Genomic DNA, 19246 nt, shown 5'->3' on the forward strand with positions numbered 1-19246 from the left:
GGCTGTGCTGCGATTGATGAATAACAAAGGCGTTCTCATTGGCGGCAATATTGGCAAAAACAAACTCACTGAAAACGAAAAGGCTACTTCCGATTATCTGATTTGTTTTGATACTTTATTTGATTATGTGGATTATTTTGTAGTGAATGTAAGTTCGCCCAACACACCAAATCTCAGAGCTTTACAGGATAAAGAACCCTTAACTGCTTTGTTGCAAACGCTTCAAAATCAAAATTTGGCCAAGCCCAAACAAAAACCCATCCTGTTAAAAATTGCTCCCGATTTGACAGAGGAACAGCTTTTAGACATAATCGCTATTGTAAACGAAACCAAAATTGCGGGTGTTATTGCGACCAACACAACAATTTCCCGGAACAATTTGCAATCGGAAAACAAGACAGAAACTGGTGGTCTTTCGGGAAAACCATTAACCAAACGCTCCACTGAAGTGATTCGCTTTCTTTCCGAGAAAAGCAACAAAGCCTTCCCTATAATTGGTGTGGGCGGCATTCATTCGGCGGATGATGCTATAGAAAAATTAGAAGCAGGCGCGAGTTTAATTCAATTGTATACTGGATTTATTTATGAAGGACCACAATTGGTTAAAGAAATCAATAAAAAAATCCTTGAAAATTCTTTGTAACTTAGCCCCTTTACAAGACAAAACTTTGAGCCAAAAAATCAAAATCATCGAATGTCCGCGCGATGCCATGCAAGGCATCAAAACGTTTATTCCCACCGAAAAAAAAGTGCAATACATCCAATCACTCTTACGGGTTGGGTTTGACACGATTGATTTTGGAAGTTTTGTTTCGCCCAAAGCGATTCCGCAAATGCAAGATACCGCCGAAGTTTTGGCACAACTGGATTTGTCACAAACCAAAAGCAAACTGCTGGCCATCATTGCCAATACACAAGGCGCTCAAATCGCTTCCATTCATAAAGAGATTCAGTACTTAGGCTTTCCATTTTCAATATCTGAAAACTTTCAAATGCGGAATACGCACAAAACCATAGCCGAAAGTTTAGTAACATTGCAAGAGATTTTAGACATCGCAGCCGCTTCCGATAAAGAAGTCGTTGCCTATCTTTCGATGGGTTTTGGAAATCCGTATGGAGATCCCTGGAATGTTGAAATCGTAGGCGAATGGACGGAACGATTAGCCAATATGGGTGTAAAAATCCTTTCGCTTTCCGATACCGTCGGCAGTTCGACTCCGGATGTGATTACCTATTTGTTTTCCAATTTGATTCCAAAATATCCCAACATTGAATTTGGCGCCCATTTACACACCACTCCGGATAAATGGCACGAAAAAGTAGATGCTGCATACAAAGCAGGCTGTGTAAGGTTTGACGGCGCTATACAAGGATTTGGCGGCTGCCCGATGGCCAAAGATGATCTGACCGGTAATATGCCGACAGAGAAGCTTCTCTCCTATTTCACAGAGCAGAAAACCAATACTAACACCAGCCCAATGAGTTTTGAAAGTGCTTATAATGAAGCCACTAAAATTTTCAGCCAGTATCATTAAAATAATTCCGGTTACGTTAAAAACTTCGTAAATCGTACTTCGCACTTGCAACTTTTACCGTATATTTGCACGCAATTTAACTACAACTACAAATTGCAATGAACACACACAACACTAAAATCATCGGTGAAGGATTAACCTACGATGACGTTCTTTTGGTTCCCAATTTTTCTAATGTACTTCCACGAGAAGTCAGTATTCAATCTAAATTTTCAAAAAACATTACGCTCAATGTTCCGGTGGTTTCCGCTGCTATGGATACCGTTACCGAAAGCGCTATGGCTATAGCTATGGCACAGGAAGGTGGTATTGGCGTGCTGCACAAAAACATGACGATTGAGCAACAGGCTGCCAAAGTTCGCAAGGTAAAACGTGCCGAAAGCGGTATGATTATTGACCCAGTGACGTTGCCATTAACCGCTACCGTGATTGATGCCAAAGCGGCTATGAAAGAATTTGGTATCGGCGGCATTCCCATTGTAGATGAACACAAAACCCTAAAAGGCATTGTAACCAATCGTGATTTGCGTTTCGAAAAAGACAATTCCCGTCCGATTGTAGAAGTGATGACCAGTCAAAATTTGGTTACTGTTGCCGAAGGCACTTCCTTAGAACAAGCCGAAGTCGTTTTACAAGGCAACAAAATCGAAAAACTTCCCGTGGTTAATGCCGATTACAAATTAGTTGGTTTAATCACTTTCAGAGACATTACCAAACTCACTCAAAAACCTATTGCCAACAAAGATTCCTACGGTCGTTTAAGAGTTGCCGCTGCTATTGGTGTTACAGCCGATTCTTTGCAAAGAGCCGGAGCTTTAGTAAATGCCGGAGTAGATGCTATCATTATCGACACCGCTCATGGCCATACTGTTGGAGTAGTTACTGTTTTAAAGGAAATAAAATCAAAGTTTCCACAAATTGATGTAATTGTGGGCAATATTGCCACACCGGAAGCCGCTAAATATTTAGTAGAAAATGGTGCCGATGGCGTAAAAGTTGGCATTGGCCCTGGTTCTATTTGTACTACCAGAGTTGTGGCCGGAGTTGGATTTCCTCAATTTTCTGCTGTTTTAGAAGTCGCTGCGGCTTTAAGAGGAACCGGAATTCCAGTGATTGCTGATGGTGGCATTCGCTATACGGGTGATATTCCTAAAGCCTTGGCTGCAGGAGCTGACAGTGTAATGCTGGGTTCTTTATTAGCTGGGACCAAAGAATCTCCGGGAGAAACTATCATTTTTGAAGGCAGAAAATTCAAATCGTATAGAGGAATGGGTTCCGTAGAAGCTATGCAGGAAGGTTCCAAAGACCGTTATTTCCAAGATGTAGAAGATGATATCAAGAAATTAGTTCCGGAAGGAATTGTGGGTCGTGTTCCTTACAAAGGCGAATTGAACGAAAGTATGCAGCAATTCATTGGTGGCCTTCGTGCCGGTATGGGCTACTGTGGTGCTAAAGATATTCCAACACTTCAAGATACCGGGCGCTTTGTTCGCATTACGTCCAGCGGTATTACTGAAAGCCATCCGCATAATGTGACCATTACCAAAGAAGCACCAAATTATTCAAGATAATTTTAGACAAAATATAAAAAAAACAAAAAAGGCATAAGATTCAACTTATGCCTTTTGTTTTATGTGGTTTTGAGCATTAAATTCCCAAATAATTACTTGGTGTAATCTGCATTAATTCTACTTTAATTTCATCGGAAACCTCAAGTGTGCCAATGAAACTATGAATCGCTTCTTTATTAATCACAGTATTGGTTCTGGTCAATCCTTTCAAAGCTTCATACGGATTTGGATAGCCTTCGCGGCGTAAGATGGTTTGAATTGCTTCGGCAACTACTGCCCAGTTTTTCTCTAAATCTTCGGCGAATTTGGATTCGTTTAACAACAGTTTGTTTAATCCTTTTAGTGTCGCATCAAAAGCAATTAATGTGTGTCCGAAAGGCACGCCGATATTTCGCAATACCGTACTATCCGTCAAATCGCGTTGCAATCTCGAGATTGGTAACTTGGCAGAAAGATGTTCAAAAATTGCGTTGGCAATTCCTAAGTTTCCTTCCGAGTTTTCAAAGTCAATCGGGTTTACTTTGTGTGGCATCGCAGAAGAACCAATTTCTCCGGCTTTGATTTTTTGCTTGAAATAATCCATCGAAACATACGTCCAAATATCCCGGTCTAAATCGATAATGATGGTATTGATTCGTTTTAGTGCATCAAAGAACGCTGCAAAATGATCGTAATGTTCAATCTGTGTGGTTGGGAACGAATGTTGCAATCCTAAAGTATCTTCTACAAAAGTGGTTCCGAATTGCTTCCAGTCCACATTCGGATAGGCCACATGATGCGCATTGTAATTCCCAGTAGCGCCGCCAAATTTAGCCGCAAATGGAATGTTGAACAGCAAACGCATTTGCTCTTCCAAACGTTCAACGAAAACCAAAATTTCTTTCCCCAATCTTGTTGGAGAAGCCGGTTGACCATGTGTTCTGGCTAGCATTGGAATGTCTCTCCATTCAATACTTAACTCTTTTAATTTGGCAATTACAGCAATCAAACTTGGCAAATACACTTTTTCAAAAGCTTCTTTGGCTGAAAGCGGAATCGCGGTATTATTAATATCCTGAGAAGTCAATCCGAAATGAATAAACTCTTTGAACTCACTCAAACCAAGGGTTTCAAATTTTTCTTTGATAAAATATTCTACGGCTTTTACATCGTGATTGGTCGTTTTCTCAGTTTCTTTTATCCAAAGGGCATCGGCTGTCGTGAAGTTTTTATACAAATTTCGCAATCCTTCAAAAGCGGAATGATTTACCTTTTTTAACTGTGGTAAACCGGCTTCACACAGAGCGATGAAGTATTCAATTTCAACCAAAACACGGTATTTGATTAAAGCTTCTTCGGAAAAATAAGGGGCTAAGGAAACGGTCTTTTTTCTGTATCGACCATCGATGGGTGAAATGGCATTCAGTTCAGATAAACTCATGGTGTAGTGTTGTTGTTTTTGTGCTGCAAAAATAAGTATTCCTTATAAGTTATGAGTTATGAGTCAGGAGTTTTTTGAATCAACTTGGTTAATTTTTCTCGCAATACCGGAACGCCTTCGGTGGCATTCATCGGAATAATTTCTAGCGGATTTTGCAAATCATAAATCGTGGCCGGTTTTGGATCGATATAAAAAACAGGAACCTTTTTATTCGCATAATGCAATAACCCGGCTGCCGGATACACTTGAAGCGATGTGCCAATAATTGCTAAATAATCTGCTTGCTGCGTGATGTTTACGGCTTCATCTAACGCAGGAACCATTTCACCAAACCAAACAATATGTGGGCGCAGTTGATGACCGTCAGTATCTAAATCGCCGAGATGCAAATCATCAGTCCAGTCTAAAACATGTCTGGCCGAATGGCTGTCACCGCGAACCTTAAGCAACTCCCCGTGCAAATGCAACACTTTAGTACTTCCCGCCTGCTCATGAAGATTGTCTACATTTTGTGTAACGATGTGCACATCGAAATCTTTTTCCAATTCCGCCAAAACCAAATGACCGTTATTGGGCTTTACATTCTTCAATTGCTTTCTTCGTTGGTTGTAAAAATCTAACACCAATTCTTTGTTTCTGAGCCAGCCCTCATAAGAAGCCACTTCCATAACATCGTGACCTTCCCATAATCCGCCAGCATCGCGAAAGGTTTTGATACCGCTTTCGGCCGAAATTCCGGCACCGGTTAAAACGACTAATTTCTTTTTCATTTTTGTAATTTAAATTTAAAACTACGCTTTTTTGTTATTTTTGACAAAACTATTTCCATGATTGACTTAGACTACCTCAACTATCTTGAAGATTTTTTAACCGACAACCGCAAAGAGCGATTTGCCAACGTATTGGCCAACCGTACCAATCACTTTACCATCGCGGTGGAAGACGTATTCCAGTTTCACAATACCAGCGCGGTGATGCGCAGTTGTGAGGTTTTTGGGATACAGGAAATCAATATAGTAGAGCAACGCTTTGGCAAAAACATTGATAAAGAAATTGCCATGGGCGCTCAGAAATGGGTGGATATCAATAAGTTTGAAAACATTTCCAATTGCATACAAACTTTGAAGTCGAAAGGCTATCAAATTATTGCCACTACGCCTCATAATGATTCTTGTTTGTTACACGAATTTGATGTAACTAAAAAGAGTGCGCTATTCTTCGGTACCGAAAAGGAAGGTCTTTCACAAGAAGTGATGGAACAGGCAGATGGTTTTTTAAAAATTCCGATGGTGGGCTTTACCGAGAGTTTGAATATTTCGGTTTCGGCAGCTATTATCATTCAGGACATTACCACTCGCCTACGCCAATCGAATGTAGATTGGAAATTATCGGAAGAGGAATTATTGGAAAAACGCTTGCTTTGGGCCAAGAATACTATAAAAGATATTAAACGGATTGAAGCTCGGTATTATTCAGAAAAAGAACTCTAATTCTTTTTCAACACCTTGTATTGCTCATAACACTCGCTGATGGCATCCATGATTTGCAAGTCGTTGGCCGTTGTGATAAAGGATTCCGAGTAATTGCAGCGTTGCAGAATTTCGGCAATTTCTTTTTTACTCACACCTAATAATACCGATATGGTTTCTCTGTCAAATTTGGATTCTAACAAATTACGAACCGTATCGTCTTTTTTCATTTGTTTCAGTTTGCGCAACTCATTAGGTTTTTTTCCAAAAAAATTGTGCAGCATATCCGCCGGATTAAAGATAGAACCTAACACTCTGGAAAAGGCATTAGGCGAAGTATCGCCAGCTTCATAACCTTGCGACAGTCCGGAAATGCTATAGCGATAATTTTCTTTATCGGGTATGAGTTTGGAATCAATTTCGAGGTAACCGGTTAAGTCGTATTTTTTAACGATCACTTCTTCCAGTGCAATGGCTTTTTCAGTCAATTGGATTTTGGCTGTTCCGTTTTTCAGCCAGTCATTGGTCACTCGGATACGTAACGATTGGTAACCCAATATGGAAATATGCAGCGTGTCGCTCACGCTTACTTCTAGTTCGAAAAAACCTTTGGCATCAGTAACGGCTCCTTTTACTTTATTCACATTGATAACATTGGCATTGGCAATAGGTTTCAATGTATTGTCATTAACAATAGTCCCTGTAACTTTTTGAACCACCGGATTAACTTGTGCCGTTGTACTTAGGGAAACAATAAATAAAAAGAAAAGGGCGAAATATCTCATGGCTAATTTTGATGGTTTAAAAGTATGAAACTCTTTTAAGATATTGTAAAGTTTGCCAACAGAATTAGAACAAAATTAACAAAATGAGGTAAACACCTAAAAAAACTCCGCGTTCACCTCAGTTATTGGGGAAAGCGGAGTTTATTATGATATTCCAAATAAGATGGAATTGGAAAATTGCTTCTTAGCTCTTTCTTGGTCTTCTGCTTTTGGCAGCTTCGAAAGAACGACCAGCCGGTCTGTCTGAGTTCCCTTCTGCAGAACGTCTTGGAGCTCTTTCTTCTCTTTGAAAAGAACCTGGTTCTCTTTTTGGAGCTGAATCTCTATCACTTCTGAATCCACCTTCTCTTGGAGCTGAACTTCTGTCGCTACGGAAACCACCTTCTTTTCTTGGTCCGAAACTTCCGCCACCACTTCTTGGAGCTGAACTTCTTCTTTCGCCACCGCCAAAACCACCTGAGCTTCTGCGTTCACCGCCACCACTTCTTCCGTTGTGATCACGTCTGTCTCTGCTTCCGCCTTCGTTTTTGGAAATTTCAACGTTGATACGTCTTCCGTTTAGATCAAATCCGTTAAGGATTGACATCACTTTATCCGTATGTTCACCGTCAGTGTTGAAGAAAGAGAATCCTTCTTTTACATCCACTTTGAATACGTCATCACGACCTAAATCTAAAGTTTCTTTCAAGAAATCTTTCAATTGCATCCAATCAAAATCGTCACGCGCACCAATGTTTACAAAATAACGAACAGGATCTCCGGCTCTGATTTCTCTTGGCTCCGAACCTCTTTCGCTTCTTTCTCCTTTTTCACCTGATAAATCGCGTTTCTTTTTGTAGTAAGCGATAAATCGGTTGAATTCAACCGATACCATTTTCTTGATTAGTTCTTCTTTCGATAAACCATCAAGTACTTCGTTGATAGCCGGAAGATAGTTGTCTATCTCGTGGTCAACCTCGGTATCTTTGATTTTATTGGCTAAGTGTAATAATTGGATTTCGCAGATTTCAATTCCGCTTGGAATTGTTTTCTCTTGAAATTTTTGTTGGATGATTCTTTCGATAGACGAAATTTTACGCAACTCACTTTTGGTGATGATTACGATAGAAGTCCCCAATTTACCGGCACGACCAGTACGGCCCGAACGGTGATTGTACGTTTCAATTTCATCCGGCAATTGATAGTTTACTACGTGTGTAATATTATCAACGTCAATTCCACGCGCGGCAACGTCAGTCGCAACCAGCATTTGAATTTGACGACCTCTGAACGATTTCATCACACCATCACGTTGCGCCTGAGATAAATCTCCGTGCAAAGCTGCAGCGTTATAACCATCTTCAATTAACTTTTCAGCAACCGCTTGAGTATCACGTTTTGTTCTACAAAAAACTACCGAGAAGATATCCGGATTAGCATCGGCCAATCGTTTCAACGCTTCGTAACGGTCACGGGCATTCACACAGTAAAATTCGTGGGATACGGTAGCCGAACCTGAATTTTTATGTCCAACAGTAACCTCAGCAGGATCGTGCATGAATTTTTTAGCAATTCTGGCTACCTCTGCAGGCATAGTGGCTGAGAACAACCAAGTGTTTTTATCATCGGGAGTGTCTGATAATATCGAAACGATATCTTCATAAAATCCCATGTTTAACATCTCATCCGCTTCGTCAAGAATACAGATACTGATGTTTTTAATGTTCACAAGACCACGATTAATCATGTCTTGCATTCTACCCGGAGTAGCCACAATAATTTGGGCTCCGCGTTTAATTTCCCGGGCTTGTTCTGTAATGCTGGCACCACCATAAACTGCCACTGTATGTAAACCTTTTACATATTTTGAGTATTGTTTAATCTCATTGGTGATTTGTAAGCATAGCTCACGCGTTGGGGATAAAATTAACGCTTGTGTGCTTCTGTCTTCAGCATCCAATTTTTGTATTAGCGGAAAACCAAAAGCTGCCGTTTTCCCTGTTCCTGTTTGTGCTAAAGCTACTAAGTCAGTGTTTTGTTCCAATAGTACTGGAATCGCTTTTTCTTGCACTTCTGACGGATTCTCAAATCCTAGATCCTTGATCGCCAGCAGTAACGATTCATTCAGACCTAATTGTTCAAATTTATTCATATATTATTTTAAATTGGCTGCAAAGGTAGGTTTTAAAAACGGTTTAAACTAATTTGTTACCTACTGATAATTAATTAGTTACAAAAGAGACACGCGAAAAGAGATAAGGTATGAGTCGAGCAGCGTGCTTTTTACTTTAAAAAATCGACTAATTGCTTCACTGCCAAGCCGCGATGACTAATAAGGGATTTCTCTTCTATAGTCAGTTCGGCAAAGGTTTTTGTATACCCATCAGCTACAAAAATGGGGTCATAACCGAAGCCATTGGCACCAATTTTTTCTTCTATGATTTGGCCATGGATAATTCCGGTAAAAAGGGTTTGTTCACCATTTAGATTCAAACAGATGACGGTTTTAAAGTTGGCTTTTCTGTTGGATTTGTCTTTTAAATTGGCCAATAATTTATCCATATTGTCATTAGCATCTTTTTGTTCACCGGCATACCGGGCTGAATAAACGCCGGGGGCTCCGTTTAAAACTGCTACTTCTAAACCGGTATCATCGGCGAAACAGTTATAGCCATACTTTTCCGTGATATAATTGGCTTTGAGTATGGCATTGCCTTCAATGGTATTGGCGGTTTCAGGGATTTCTTCCTGGCAACCGATATCTTCCAAACTTAAAACCTGAATAGACGACGGAAGCAAAAGCTGTATTTCTTTGATTTTGTTTTTGTTGTTGGATGCGAAGACAAGTTTCATCTGAAAATAGTGCTGTTGTTTTAGAGATTACAAAGATGAGAAGAAAATCAATACCCTCCATTAGCTGAACTCAAACAAATCACTGTAGTAAAGTTCCCAGAAAAAATTACATGCTTTACTTATACTAAAGTAAATTACTACTTATACAGCAGAATTCATTGCTTTTTTAAAAATTTAAGAATTGTTGAATCTTCAACCTCTATATATTCGTAAGTATAACCAATATCACAAAGCCCCAACCCATGAATAAACCATTTACTATTCACATTAGTAGGAAATTGTTTTGCCTGATTAGTATCTTTCTTTTGTCTCTTCAAAATAGTGCGGCTCAGTTTCTTTTAGAGAAAGGAAACCTTTCCGAGAAAATATCCATCCACAGTAAATCTTCCTATGTTGATGTGGGTCAAAACAACTTTACTTTGGAACAAGTTATGCATTCCAAAGACCTGCATTTCAAACCAATGCCTAATGAAAATACGGATTTAGGATTTACAACCCATAATTTTTGGATTCGCTTTCAATTAAAAAACACCACTGCAACAGAATTGTTCTATTTCTTTGAAACGGCCAGACCGATTACGGATGTTGCTGAACTTTATGTCATTGACCAAAATAATAAAGTAACGAAATTCATCAGCGGAGATGCCATTCCTTACCATCAAAGGAGTATTAATCACCGGAAAACTATTTTTAAAATAAAACTGCAACCCAACGAGCAGCAGCAATTTTACCTGCATGTGAAAAGCGATGGCGAAATGCTTTCGATGCCGGTTTTGCTCCACACTATAGAAGACTTAATTCAGGTAACTTCTTTTGAACAATTTGTCTTCGGATTCTTTTATGGTATTTTGATTATTGCGGCCATTTTGTATTTGTTCTTTTTCTTTGCCATGCGGGATAAAACGTTCTTATACTACAGCCTGTACGTGGTTTTCATCGGATTATTACAGTTTTCTGTGGATGGTTATTTTTATGAATTCATTACCCCACAATCAGGCTGGTTGTCGTTACATTCGGTGATTCTTTTTGCTACCATTGCCAATTTCTTTTTGGGTCGGTATGCTCAAATATTTTTAAAAATAAAAGACTATAGCCGACTCATAACTATTGCGTTTTATGTTTTGTACGCCTTAGATTTAGCATTGTTCCTGTCTTTGTTTATCTTCCCAAAAGCATTGGAACTCTCCTATCCTATTGCTAATGCGCTTGGACTGATTTTATTGCTTTTGATTATTGCTTCTCAAGCAGTCATTTACATAAGAACCAAAACCATAGACCGCTTCTTTGCCACAGGTGTATTTTTTCTGATTTCGGGTTTTGTAGTTTTTATTTTAAAAAATTTCAGCCTGCTACCGCTTACCTTTTGGACAGAAAACGGTTCCAAACTCGGCACAGGAATGGAAGTCATCTTTTTATCACTTTCAATGGCGAATTTAATTCGGAATCTGAAAGACGAACGTGAGGAACTGCAGACCATTGCCCTCCAGAAATCGGAAGAAATGAACGAATTGAAATCGTATTTTTTATCCAATATCAGTCACGAATTGAGGACACCCCTGAATGCTATTTTGAACACCGCCAAGTCGATGGCTACTGATTCTAAAGACGAACAAATTCAAAACGGCAGTCAGATTATAAAATACTCGACCTACAGCTTACTGAATTCCGTCAATGATATTCTGGATTTCTCTAAAATTGAGAAAAATGAGATTACATTGGATATAACAGAGTTCGATTTAGTAAAAACGGTAGAACATATTGCTACTAATTTCACAAGGGAAGCTAAAGATAAAGGCTTGGAATTTACTTTTATAAAAGGTGATGAATTACCGCAACTAGTTAAAGGAGACATTGCAAGACTGAACCAAATACTGCAAAACATTCTGAGTAACGCCCTTAAGTTTACCCAGGAAGGATTTGTGAAATTTAAACTCGATGCTAAAAAAGAAAAAGCCAACAAAGTAATAATCACCTTTACCATTAGCGATACCGGTGTTGGAATCTCGAAAGAAAAAATAAACAGTATTTTCGACTCCTTTTCGCAGGAGGGCATTACTAACAAACGAAAATTTGGTGGATTAGGCCTTGGTCTTTACATTGTCAAACATCTGATACAACTACAAAACGGTAAAATTAAAGTAGACAGTACAACCGGCCTGGGGACCGTTGTTACAATCGACTTGACTTATGAAACTGTTGAAATTAAGAAAGAGACTGCTGCAGTAACTACAGCTACTGACTACGATTTAAATGGAAAATCCATTCTGGTGGTTGAAGACAATGCCATGAATCAAATGGTGATTAAAATGATTACCAAAAAATGGCTCAATACAACCGTTGATTTTGCCAATAACGGACAAGAAGGCGTGCAAAAGCTGATGGAAAAGGATTATGACATTATCCTTATGGATTTACAAATGCCCGTTATGGATGGTTATGAAGCCACCATTGCTATCCGGAATGGTGAAGCCGGCGAGGAGAAAAAATCAATTCCGATTATTGCGCTAACTGCCGATGTTATGGAAACTACCAAAACCAGAGTTATCGAAATTGGAATGAACAAATACCTATCAAAGCCAGTAGATAAGGATACTTTATTTGAAATCATTAAATTATTGGTCAGCTAATTTTAGGAGTTTTTCAACATTTGATGGTTTACAATTTTCTAATTATAATGATTAGGAGTAAACTAAATTTATAATTACTTTTGCCACGACTAAAACACAAAGTGATTATGGTAAAAGATTTATTCGAAAGAATTCAAAATAATAAAGGTCCACTAGGAAAATGGGCTTCTCAAGCCGAAGGATATTATGTATTCCCAAAACTGGAAGGCGAACTGGGACCAAGAATGCAATTTCACGGAAAAGATATTTTAAACTGGAGTTTGAACGACTATTTAGGATTGGCCAACCATCCGGAAGTACGTCAGGCCGATACTGATGCAGCAGCCAAATACGGAGCCGCTTACCCAATGGGAGCTCGTATGATGAGTGGCCATACTGATGCTCACGAACAATTAGAAAACGAATTAGCCGCTTTCGTAATGAAAGAATCGGCTTATTTATTAAACTTTGGTTACCAGGGAATCATGTCAGCTATTGACGCTTTGGTGACTAAAAACGATATCATTGTTTATGATGTGGATGCACATGCCTGTATCATTGACGGCGTACGTTTGCACATGGGAAAACGTTTCACTTATAAGCACAATGACTTAGAAAGCATGGAGAAAAACCTGCAGCGTGCTACCAAAATGGCTACGGAAACGGGTGGTGGAATTTTGTTCATTACCGAAGGCGTTTTCGGGATGCGTGGTCAGCAAGGCAAGTTGAAGGAAATTGTGGCTATGAAAAAGAAATACAATTTCCGTTTGTTAGTTGATGACGCTCACGGTTTTGGGACACTTGGTAAAACAGGTGCCGGTGCCGGTGAAGAGCAAGGTTGTCAGGATGGAATTGATGTTTACTTCTCTACATTTGCTAAATCTATGGCGAGTATCGGAGCATTCTTAGCGGCTGATAAAGACATTATTGATTATTTAAAATACAATTTGCGTTCGCAAATGTTTGCCAAAGCTTTGCCGATGATACAAACGGTTGGTGCTTTGAAAAGATTACAATTGTTACGTGATAATCCTGGTTTGAAAGACAAACTTTGGGAAAACGTAAATGCTTTACAAAACGGATTAAAAGCGCACGGATTCAACATTGGCGATACCAATACCTGTGTAACGCCGGTTTATCTGGAAGGTTCTATTCCGGAAGCAATGGTGATGGTCAATGATTTAAGAGAAAACTACGGTATCTTTTTATCGATTGTAGTATATCCGGTGATTCCTAAAGGAATTATTCTTTTGAGAATGATACCAACGGCTTCCCACACCTTGGCCGATATCGAAGAAACACTTACCGCTTTTGATGCTATCCGCGAAAAACTAGTAAACGGAACTTATAAAAAGATTGCTGACGCTACAACGGTTGACGTTTCGTAAATCTGAAGTATTATAAAACAAAAAAACCATCTCGATTGAGATGGTTTTTTTGTATCCTTTTTTAAATTTACATCGCAGCATTGGCTTCATTCAACATATCTGTGTATACTGCCTGTGATAGTTCTCCAATCAATTGTGATAGCTTGTTATTGTCTTTTCCTTTAGTCATTACAGTAAGTAAATATGGTTTGTTGTTCAAGTAAACTATAGCCGATTCGTGCAATTGTTTTTCTACCTGATTGCCGGCTTCTCCAAATTTGTGCGCTAATTTTATTGTAGCTGGTAATCCTTTTACAATTCCGTCTTTGAATTCACATTGAGTTAGTAACTCACCGGCAAATTCAGAATCATCAACAGATAAATATCCGGCATTGTATATCGCTCTCATAAAATAGGAATACTCTTTGGTAGTAAATTGATATTGAGAAGCATAAACATTAGGCACATCCAATCCTACATCAGCAAAAAGTTTTTGAAGCACTTTGGAGTCCATATATTTCTCTAACAAAATGGTGGCGTTATTATCGGAATACTTAATCATGTAGGTCAGTAATTCTTTGATGGTATAGGAATGTCCTAATTGAATAGTCTTAGAAACATAGGTAATGTTTTTTCCGGCACTAACTGGTTTGTCATACACGACTAACTTATTTAAGAATCCCGGATTCAGTTCGTTCATCTTCAAAATAGCAATCATAACCGGAACTTTGAATAAAGAGCCCGGATCGTATTTTTCAGTTTCATTGACACACATCCACTCATTATGCCCATATTCTCTTAAATAAACAGAAGCTGTTGTTACATCGCCAACCGTTTTATATTGATCAATAATACTCGTCAATTTTTGTTTGATACCCATCAATGGTTCTGATTCACATTCTTCATCTACAAACATTAATGGTTTGATATACTTATAGCCATTCATTCGTTTTACATTGTAATTACAAGTAAAAGATGATGCCATGTTATTCATCTGATCGTTAAACTGTCTTTGTTTCCAAAAACCTGTCAAGCTGAAAGTAATGATTGCCGTTAGCAATGAAACTACGATAATGTGTAAGAGAGAAAATTTTTTATTCTTAAAAGAAATCATTTTGTTGAAGGGTTGTTTATTAAATAATGCGCAAAATTAGCTATTCTTTTTAAGGATTTCACAAAATTAACCTTAATTTTTAGGAATTTACTCATTCTTACATAACTGCGTAAAAAACAGCACCTAGGAATTCGTTTCAAAATAATGTAATCCGCTACTATAACAAGTGATGCTATAATTTCCCTAAAACAGACATTTGTGAAACTGCAAAAAAGCAGACTCTCGCCTGCTTTCTTTATTGTCTTTTCAAATCTAAACGCTATACTTTATTGTACTTTGATGATTTTAGATTCATCAATGTTGAATGCTTTTACAACAGCATCGTAATCTTTAAGGTTCACTTTGCTTTGTTTGCCAAAATACGCCGGAACTATTACAACTCTTATGACTTGGTTTAATTTATAACTTTGATCTAAACCGGCTATATCATATCCTTCTATAAAAACATCGGCATCATATTGAGTAAAGTCAAAATCATATCTGAAACTTAGAGTTCCGTCATCAAAGAAATAGGTTTCCGGTAATGGTTTCCAAATATCAGCTCCTTGATTGGTAATGCCTGATAAACGGTATACTAAAACCATGTCCGAAGTATAAATGGCGTGCGGATAGGTTAATAACAAATTATAACCATTTCCCGCAGTAAAGTTGATATTGTTGCTATATTCAAATACTTCACTGATAGTATCATTATCAGTAATAGGTTGTTGGTTATCATTGGTGGTACAACTTTGTAGCGTTATCATCCCGATAAAAGCTAAAACTATGGTAAATTTTCTCATGGTATAATGTATTAAATGATTAATGATATAAAGGTCTATTCATTAACTGTGCCAAAGTTTCATTTTAACAAAAATTTGTATTTTTGACCCATGGGAAGAAACAATCCGAAAAATATCAAAGCACACAACGACAAGCTTCACAAAGCACAGGACAAGGCCAAAGCTCAAAAAGCTGAGCGTGCTGAAAAACTGAAAGCGATTGTGAAAAAATTTAATGAGGATAAAAATTCTTAATTAGGATGGCAACTTGTTATTGTGGTTCTTCCCGTTCCTTTAAAGACTGTTGCGAGCCTTATATTAAAGGCACTCAAAAAGCGCCTACTGCCGAAGCTTTGATGCGTTCCCGTTACAGTGCTTTTGCCACCGGAGCTGCTGATTATTTAGTAGCTACCACTCACTCCTCAACACGGAAGTTTCATAAGAAAGCGGATATCCTGGCTTGGAGTAAAAGCAACCAATGGATAAAACTGGAAGTACTTGCGGTTACTGAAACTACCGTACCTTTAAAGCGTATTATTTGGATTACCAACTGCAGGCGCAAATGCATCAGGAACATTCGACTTTTGTTTTTGAAAACGGAAGTTGGTATTATGTGGACGGGGTTTATTAGTATTTGGTATTACTATAACTTTTAGCGGGTACTCCAACGCTCTTTGTGGGTGCTTCAACACTGTGTACGGGTGCTCCAACGCTCTTTGCGGGTGCTTCAACGCTGTATGCAGATACTCTAACGCTACTTGCGGGTGCTTCAACGCTCTTTGCAGATACTTTAACGCTCTTTGCGGGCGCTTCAACGCTGTGTGCAGATGCTATAACGCTACTTGCAGGTGGCTCAACGTTGTTTGTGGGTGTTCCAACGCTCTGTGTTTATAGGGTTTTAATTGGTATCCAAACTTCTTCTTCTGAAGTGGGGTCGTTGTGTTTGTATTTACTGCCCAGGATTTCAAACTGCGGGCGGTGGTCTAAACTGTAGCCAGAAGTTGGTAACCATTCTCCAAAAATATACCGAAAGAAAGGTTCGGCATCAGCCGGAATGCCTTTATACAGAAACACGGCATATAAGCCTTCGGGAATGACTAACATTTCCATGCCTTCGGGAATTGGAGTGCCTTCACTTACGGGAACTGTGGCCCATTTGGTAAAGGAAGTATGCAACCCAAAATCAAAATTCTCAGGATATACTTGTACGCTATACAACTCCTCGCCCGGCCTGTTGCTGATTTCGTGACGGCGCGGCATAAAGCTTTGCCACATGGCTACGGATAAATCATTGGCAAAGGTCATGGCTTGGCTTTTGCCGATAAGGGTTGTGGTTGGGTGAATTTTTATTATAGGTTCCATATTTTTTTTTGAAAAACAAAAGCCTCCTGAAAACAGAAGGCTTTTTATATAGTATTATGAAATTACATATTTCTACGATACTGCCCACCTACTTCAAACAAACCAGCTGTGATTTGCCCAAGCGAACAATATTTGGTGGCATCCATCAATACTTCGAAGATGTTTTCGTTGTTGATGGCGGCATTCTGAAGCGCGGCAATTTGCTCGTCTTCTTTGTCGTGATAGGTTTTATGTAAGTTCTCAAGCGTTTTGATTTGCTCTTGTTTTTCCTCTTCGGTAGCACGAATTACTTCGGCCGGTAAAACTGTTGGAGAACCTTTAGAACTTAAGAAAGTGTTCACCCCAATGATTGGGAACTCTCCGGTATGTTTCAAGGTTTCGTAGTATAAACTTTCCTCTTGAATTTTACTTCTTTGGTACATGGTTTCCATAGCGCCTAATACGCCGCCACGCTCTGTGATTCGGTCGAACTCCTGTAATACGGCATCTTCTACCAAGTCGGTTAGTTCTTCTATGATAAACGAACCTTGGATTGGGTTTTCGTTTTTGGCTAAGCCTAATTCTTTGTTGATAATCAACTGGATTGCCATGGCGCGACGTACTGATTCCTCTGTTGGTGTGGTAATCGCTTCGTCATACGCATTAGTATGCAATGAATTACAGTTATCATAGATAGCATATAACGCCTGCAAGGTCGTACGGATATCGTTAAAGTCGATTTCCTGAGCGTGTAGTGAACGTCCTGAGGTTTGGATGTGGTATTTCAACATCTGTGCTCTTTCGTTGGCGTTGTATTTGTTTTTCATGGCTTTCGCCCAAATTTTACGCGCCACACGGCCAATCACGGCATACTCCGGATCGATACCATTGGAGAAAAAGAACGACAAGTTCGGTCCGAAATCGTTGATGTTCATGCCACGGCTTAAATAGTATTCCACATAAGTGAAACCATTCGCCAATGTAAATGCCAACTGCGTAATAGGGTTTGCTCCGGCTTCAGCAATGTGGTAGCCGGAAATAGACACCGAATAGAAGTTACGCACATTCTTATCGATAAAATATTCCTGCACGTCACCCATCAAACGCAAAGCAAATTCGGTGGAGAAGATACAAGTGTTCTGCGCCTGGTCTTCTTTTAAAATATCGGCTTGTACTGTACCACGAACCTGGGTTAAAGTTTGCACTTTAATATCCTGATAGACATCTTTTGGTAATACTTGGTCACCGGTAACCCCTAATAACATTAAGCCTAAACCGTTGTTGCCGTGTGGTAATTCGCCGTTGTATTTTGGACGTGGTAAGCCTTTCTTTTTAAAGATTTCGTTGATTTTTTCTTCTACTTCAACTTGCAAGTTATTCTCGATGATGTATTTTTCACAGTTTTGATCGATGGCAGCATTCATAAAGAAGCCTAACAGCATTGGCGCCGGACCGTTAATGGTCATCGAAACCGAAGTTAAGGCATGCGTTAAATCGAAACCGGAATATAATTTTTTGGCATCATCTAAACAACAGATAGACACTCCGGCATTTCCAATTTTTCCGTAAATATCCGGACGCAAATCAGGGTCGTTTCCATATAACGTTACACTATCAAAAGCGGTAGATAAACGCTTAGCTGGCAAACCGGCACTTACATAATGGAAACGTTTGTTGGTTCTTTCCGGTCCGCCTTCTCCGGCAAACATACGTGATGGGTCTTCTCCTTCTCTTTTAAACGGATAAAGCCCAGAAGCAAATGGAAATTCTCCCGGTACGTTTTCCTGAAGGTTCCATTTTAGGATGTCGCCCCAAGCCTGGTATTTTGGTAAGGCTACTTTTGGAATTTGGCTGTGCGATAAACTTTCGGTATGTGTTTGGATTTTGATTTCCTTGTCGCGCACTTTAAAGCTGTACACCGGATTTTTATATTTGTTAACCTTGTCGTTCCAAGTGAGAATTACTTCCCAATTGAATGGATCTAGGTTCATTTTTACTCTATCGAATTCTTTAACCAATAAGTTTAGAAACTCTTTGTTATCATTACTAGCATTCAAACTGTTAGCCTCAATTCCGGCTCTGTCAATTTGGATGGCTTTTTTGTTGACTGATTCGATGGTTTTGTAGATGCCGTAAAGCTTTTGTGCTACTTCCACTTGGGTTAAAACCGTCTCGTCATACTTGCGGTTGTTCTCGGCAATCTCCGATAAATAACGCGTTCTGTGTGGTGGAATCACGAATATCTTTTCGCTCATTTCGCGGGTGATTTCGAAAGTCGATTTTAAATCGGCTCCCGTTTTTTCCACTACTTTGTCCATGATTCTTTTGTAGAGCGTGTTCATGCCCGGATCGTTGAACTGCGAGGCAATGGTACCAAAAACTGGCATATCCTCCGGATTGACATCCCACAAATTGTGATTGCGTTGGTATTGTTTTTTCACATCG

17 protein-coding genes are annotated in these 19246 nt (G+C 39.2%); 8 read left to right on the forward strand and 9 right to left on the reverse strand.

Features of this window, described 5'->3' with window-relative positions; all coding sequences use genetic code 11:
* From V7D82_RS08485 to guaB, 3 genes are all read left to right on the forward strand, one after another.
* Window positions 1-643 (forward strand): quinone-dependent dihydroorotate dehydrogenase (locus V7D82_RS08485; RefSeq protein ID WP_333600548.1); only part of this gene is annotated, 643 nt, incomplete at its 5' end.
* A gap of 67 nt (window positions 644-710) precedes the next feature.
* Window positions 711-1535, forward strand: coding sequence for a hydroxymethylglutaryl-CoA lyase (locus V7D82_RS08490; protein ID WP_442902384.1), 825 nt, complete (start codon window positions 711-713; stop codon window positions 1533-1535).
* Window positions 1536-1633: 98 nt separating this feature from the next.
* On the forward strand, window positions 1634-3106 hold the full coding sequence (guaB, locus tag V7D82_RS08495; protein ID WP_333600550.1) for an IMP dehydrogenase: 1473 nt from the start codon (window positions 1634-1636) through the stop codon (window positions 3104-3106).
* Between the two features lie 76 nt (window positions 3107-3182).
* Here the strand turns inward: guaB and purB are convergent, their stop codons facing one another.
* Both purB and V7D82_RS08505 read right to left on the reverse strand, forming a co-directional pair.
* Window positions 3183-4526 carry an adenylosuccinate lyase gene (gene purB, locus V7D82_RS08500; protein WP_333600551.1) on the reverse strand — a complete coding sequence of 448 codons (1344 nt, stop codon included), beginning with the start codon at window positions 4524-4526 and terminating at the stop codon, window positions 3183-3185.
* Window positions 4527-4582: 56 nt separating this feature from the next.
* The gene (locus V7D82_RS08505) at window positions 4583-5296 is read right to left on the reverse strand and encodes an SIR2 family NAD-dependent protein deacylase (RefSeq protein ID WP_333600552.1); all 714 of its coding nucleotides are present in this window, start codon (window positions 5294-5296) and stop codon (window positions 4583-4585) included.
* A gap of 57 nt (window positions 5297-5353) precedes the next feature.
* Here V7D82_RS08505 and V7D82_RS08510 point away from each other — a divergent pair, with 57 nt between their 5' ends.
* Window positions 5354-6016, forward strand: coding sequence for a TrmH family RNA methyltransferase (locus tag V7D82_RS08510; RefSeq protein ID WP_333600553.1), 663 nt, complete (start codon window positions 5354-5356; stop codon window positions 6014-6016).
* Here V7D82_RS08510 and V7D82_RS08515 read toward each other — a convergent pair.
* The 3 genes from V7D82_RS08515 to V7D82_RS08525 all read right to left on the reverse strand — a co-directional run bounded on the left by V7D82_RS08515 (window position 6013) and on the right by V7D82_RS08525 (window position 9612).
* The gene (locus V7D82_RS08515; protein ID WP_333600554.1) at window positions 6013-6780 is read right to left on the reverse strand and encodes a carboxypeptidase-like regulatory domain-containing protein; all 768 of its coding nucleotides are present in this window, start codon (window positions 6778-6780) and stop codon (window positions 6013-6015) included. The two genes, V7D82_RS08510 and V7D82_RS08515, sit on opposite strands and share 4 nt — an antisense overlap.
* A 184-nt stretch (window positions 6781-6964) precedes the next feature.
* Complete coding sequence (locus V7D82_RS08520) at window positions 6965-8911, reverse strand: DEAD/DEAH box helicase (protein ID WP_333600555.1); 1947 nt, start codon at window positions 8909-8911, stop codon at window positions 6965-6967.
* A 131-nt stretch (window positions 8912-9042) separates the two neighbouring features.
* On the reverse strand, window positions 9043-9612 hold the full coding sequence (locus tag V7D82_RS08525; RefSeq protein WP_333600556.1) for a non-canonical purine NTP diphosphatase: 570 nt from the start codon (window positions 9610-9612) through the stop codon (window positions 9043-9045).
* A gap of 242 nt (window positions 9613-9854) precedes the next feature.
* Here V7D82_RS08525 and V7D82_RS08530 point away from each other — a divergent pair, with 242 nt between their 5' ends.
* Window positions 9855-12239: a hybrid sensor histidine kinase/response regulator gene (locus V7D82_RS08530; protein ID WP_333600557.1), complete on the forward strand. Its 2385-nt coding sequence runs from the start codon at window positions 9855-9857 to the stop codon at window positions 12237-12239.
* Between the two features lie 107 nt (window positions 12240-12346).
* A complete protein-coding gene (locus V7D82_RS08535) occupies window positions 12347-13606 on the forward strand; it encodes an aminotransferase class I/II-fold pyridoxal phosphate-dependent enzyme (protein WP_333600558.1) in 1260 nt (419 codons plus the stop codon).
* Between the two features lie 67 nt (window positions 13607-13673).
* Here V7D82_RS08535 and V7D82_RS08540 read toward each other — a convergent pair whose 3' ends face one another.
* Together V7D82_RS08540 and V7D82_RS08545 are read right to left on the reverse strand one after the other, a co-directional pair.
* Entirely contained in the window at window positions 13674-14699 is a 1026-nt protein-coding gene (locus V7D82_RS08540; protein WP_333600559.1) for a serine hydrolase, read from the reverse strand.
* 266 nt (window positions 14700-14965) lie between these two features.
* Window positions 14966-15481 carry a hypothetical protein gene (locus tag V7D82_RS08545; protein ID WP_333600560.1) on the reverse strand — a complete coding sequence of 172 codons (516 nt, stop codon included), beginning with the start codon at window positions 15479-15481 and terminating at the stop codon, window positions 14966-14968.
* A 90-nt stretch (window positions 15482-15571) separates the two neighbouring features.
* On the opposite strand from V7D82_RS08545, the gene V7D82_RS08550 reads away from it, so the two are divergent.
* Window positions 15572-15715, forward strand: a complete 144-nt coding sequence (locus V7D82_RS08550; RefSeq protein WP_333600561.1) for a hypothetical protein — start codon at window positions 15572-15574, stop codon at window positions 15713-15715.
* A 5-nt stretch (window positions 15716-15720) separates the two neighbouring features.
* Window positions 15721-16116 carry a YchJ family protein gene (locus V7D82_RS13815; RefSeq protein WP_442902383.1) on the forward strand — a complete coding sequence of 132 codons (396 nt, stop codon included), beginning with the start codon at window positions 15721-15723 and terminating at the stop codon, window positions 16114-16116.
* 232 nt (window positions 16117-16348) lie between these two features.
* Here V7D82_RS13815 and V7D82_RS08565 read toward each other — a convergent pair whose 3' ends face one another.
* Together V7D82_RS08565 and V7D82_RS08570 are read right to left on the reverse strand one after the other, a co-directional pair.
* The gene (locus V7D82_RS08565) at window positions 16349-16822 is read right to left on the reverse strand and encodes a GyrI-like domain-containing protein (protein WP_333600562.1); all 474 of its coding nucleotides are present in this window, start codon (window positions 16820-16822) and stop codon (window positions 16349-16351) included.
* A gap of 62 nt (window positions 16823-16884) precedes the next feature.
* On the reverse strand, window positions 16885-19246 hold a 2362-nt coding region (locus V7D82_RS08570; protein ID WP_333600563.1), incomplete at its 5' end, for a methylmalonyl-CoA mutase family protein.

The organism is Flavobacterium sp. (assembly GCF_036741995.1).
Taxonomy (GTDB): Bacteria; Bacteroidota; Bacteroidia; order Flavobacteriales; family Flavobacteriaceae; genus Flavobacterium.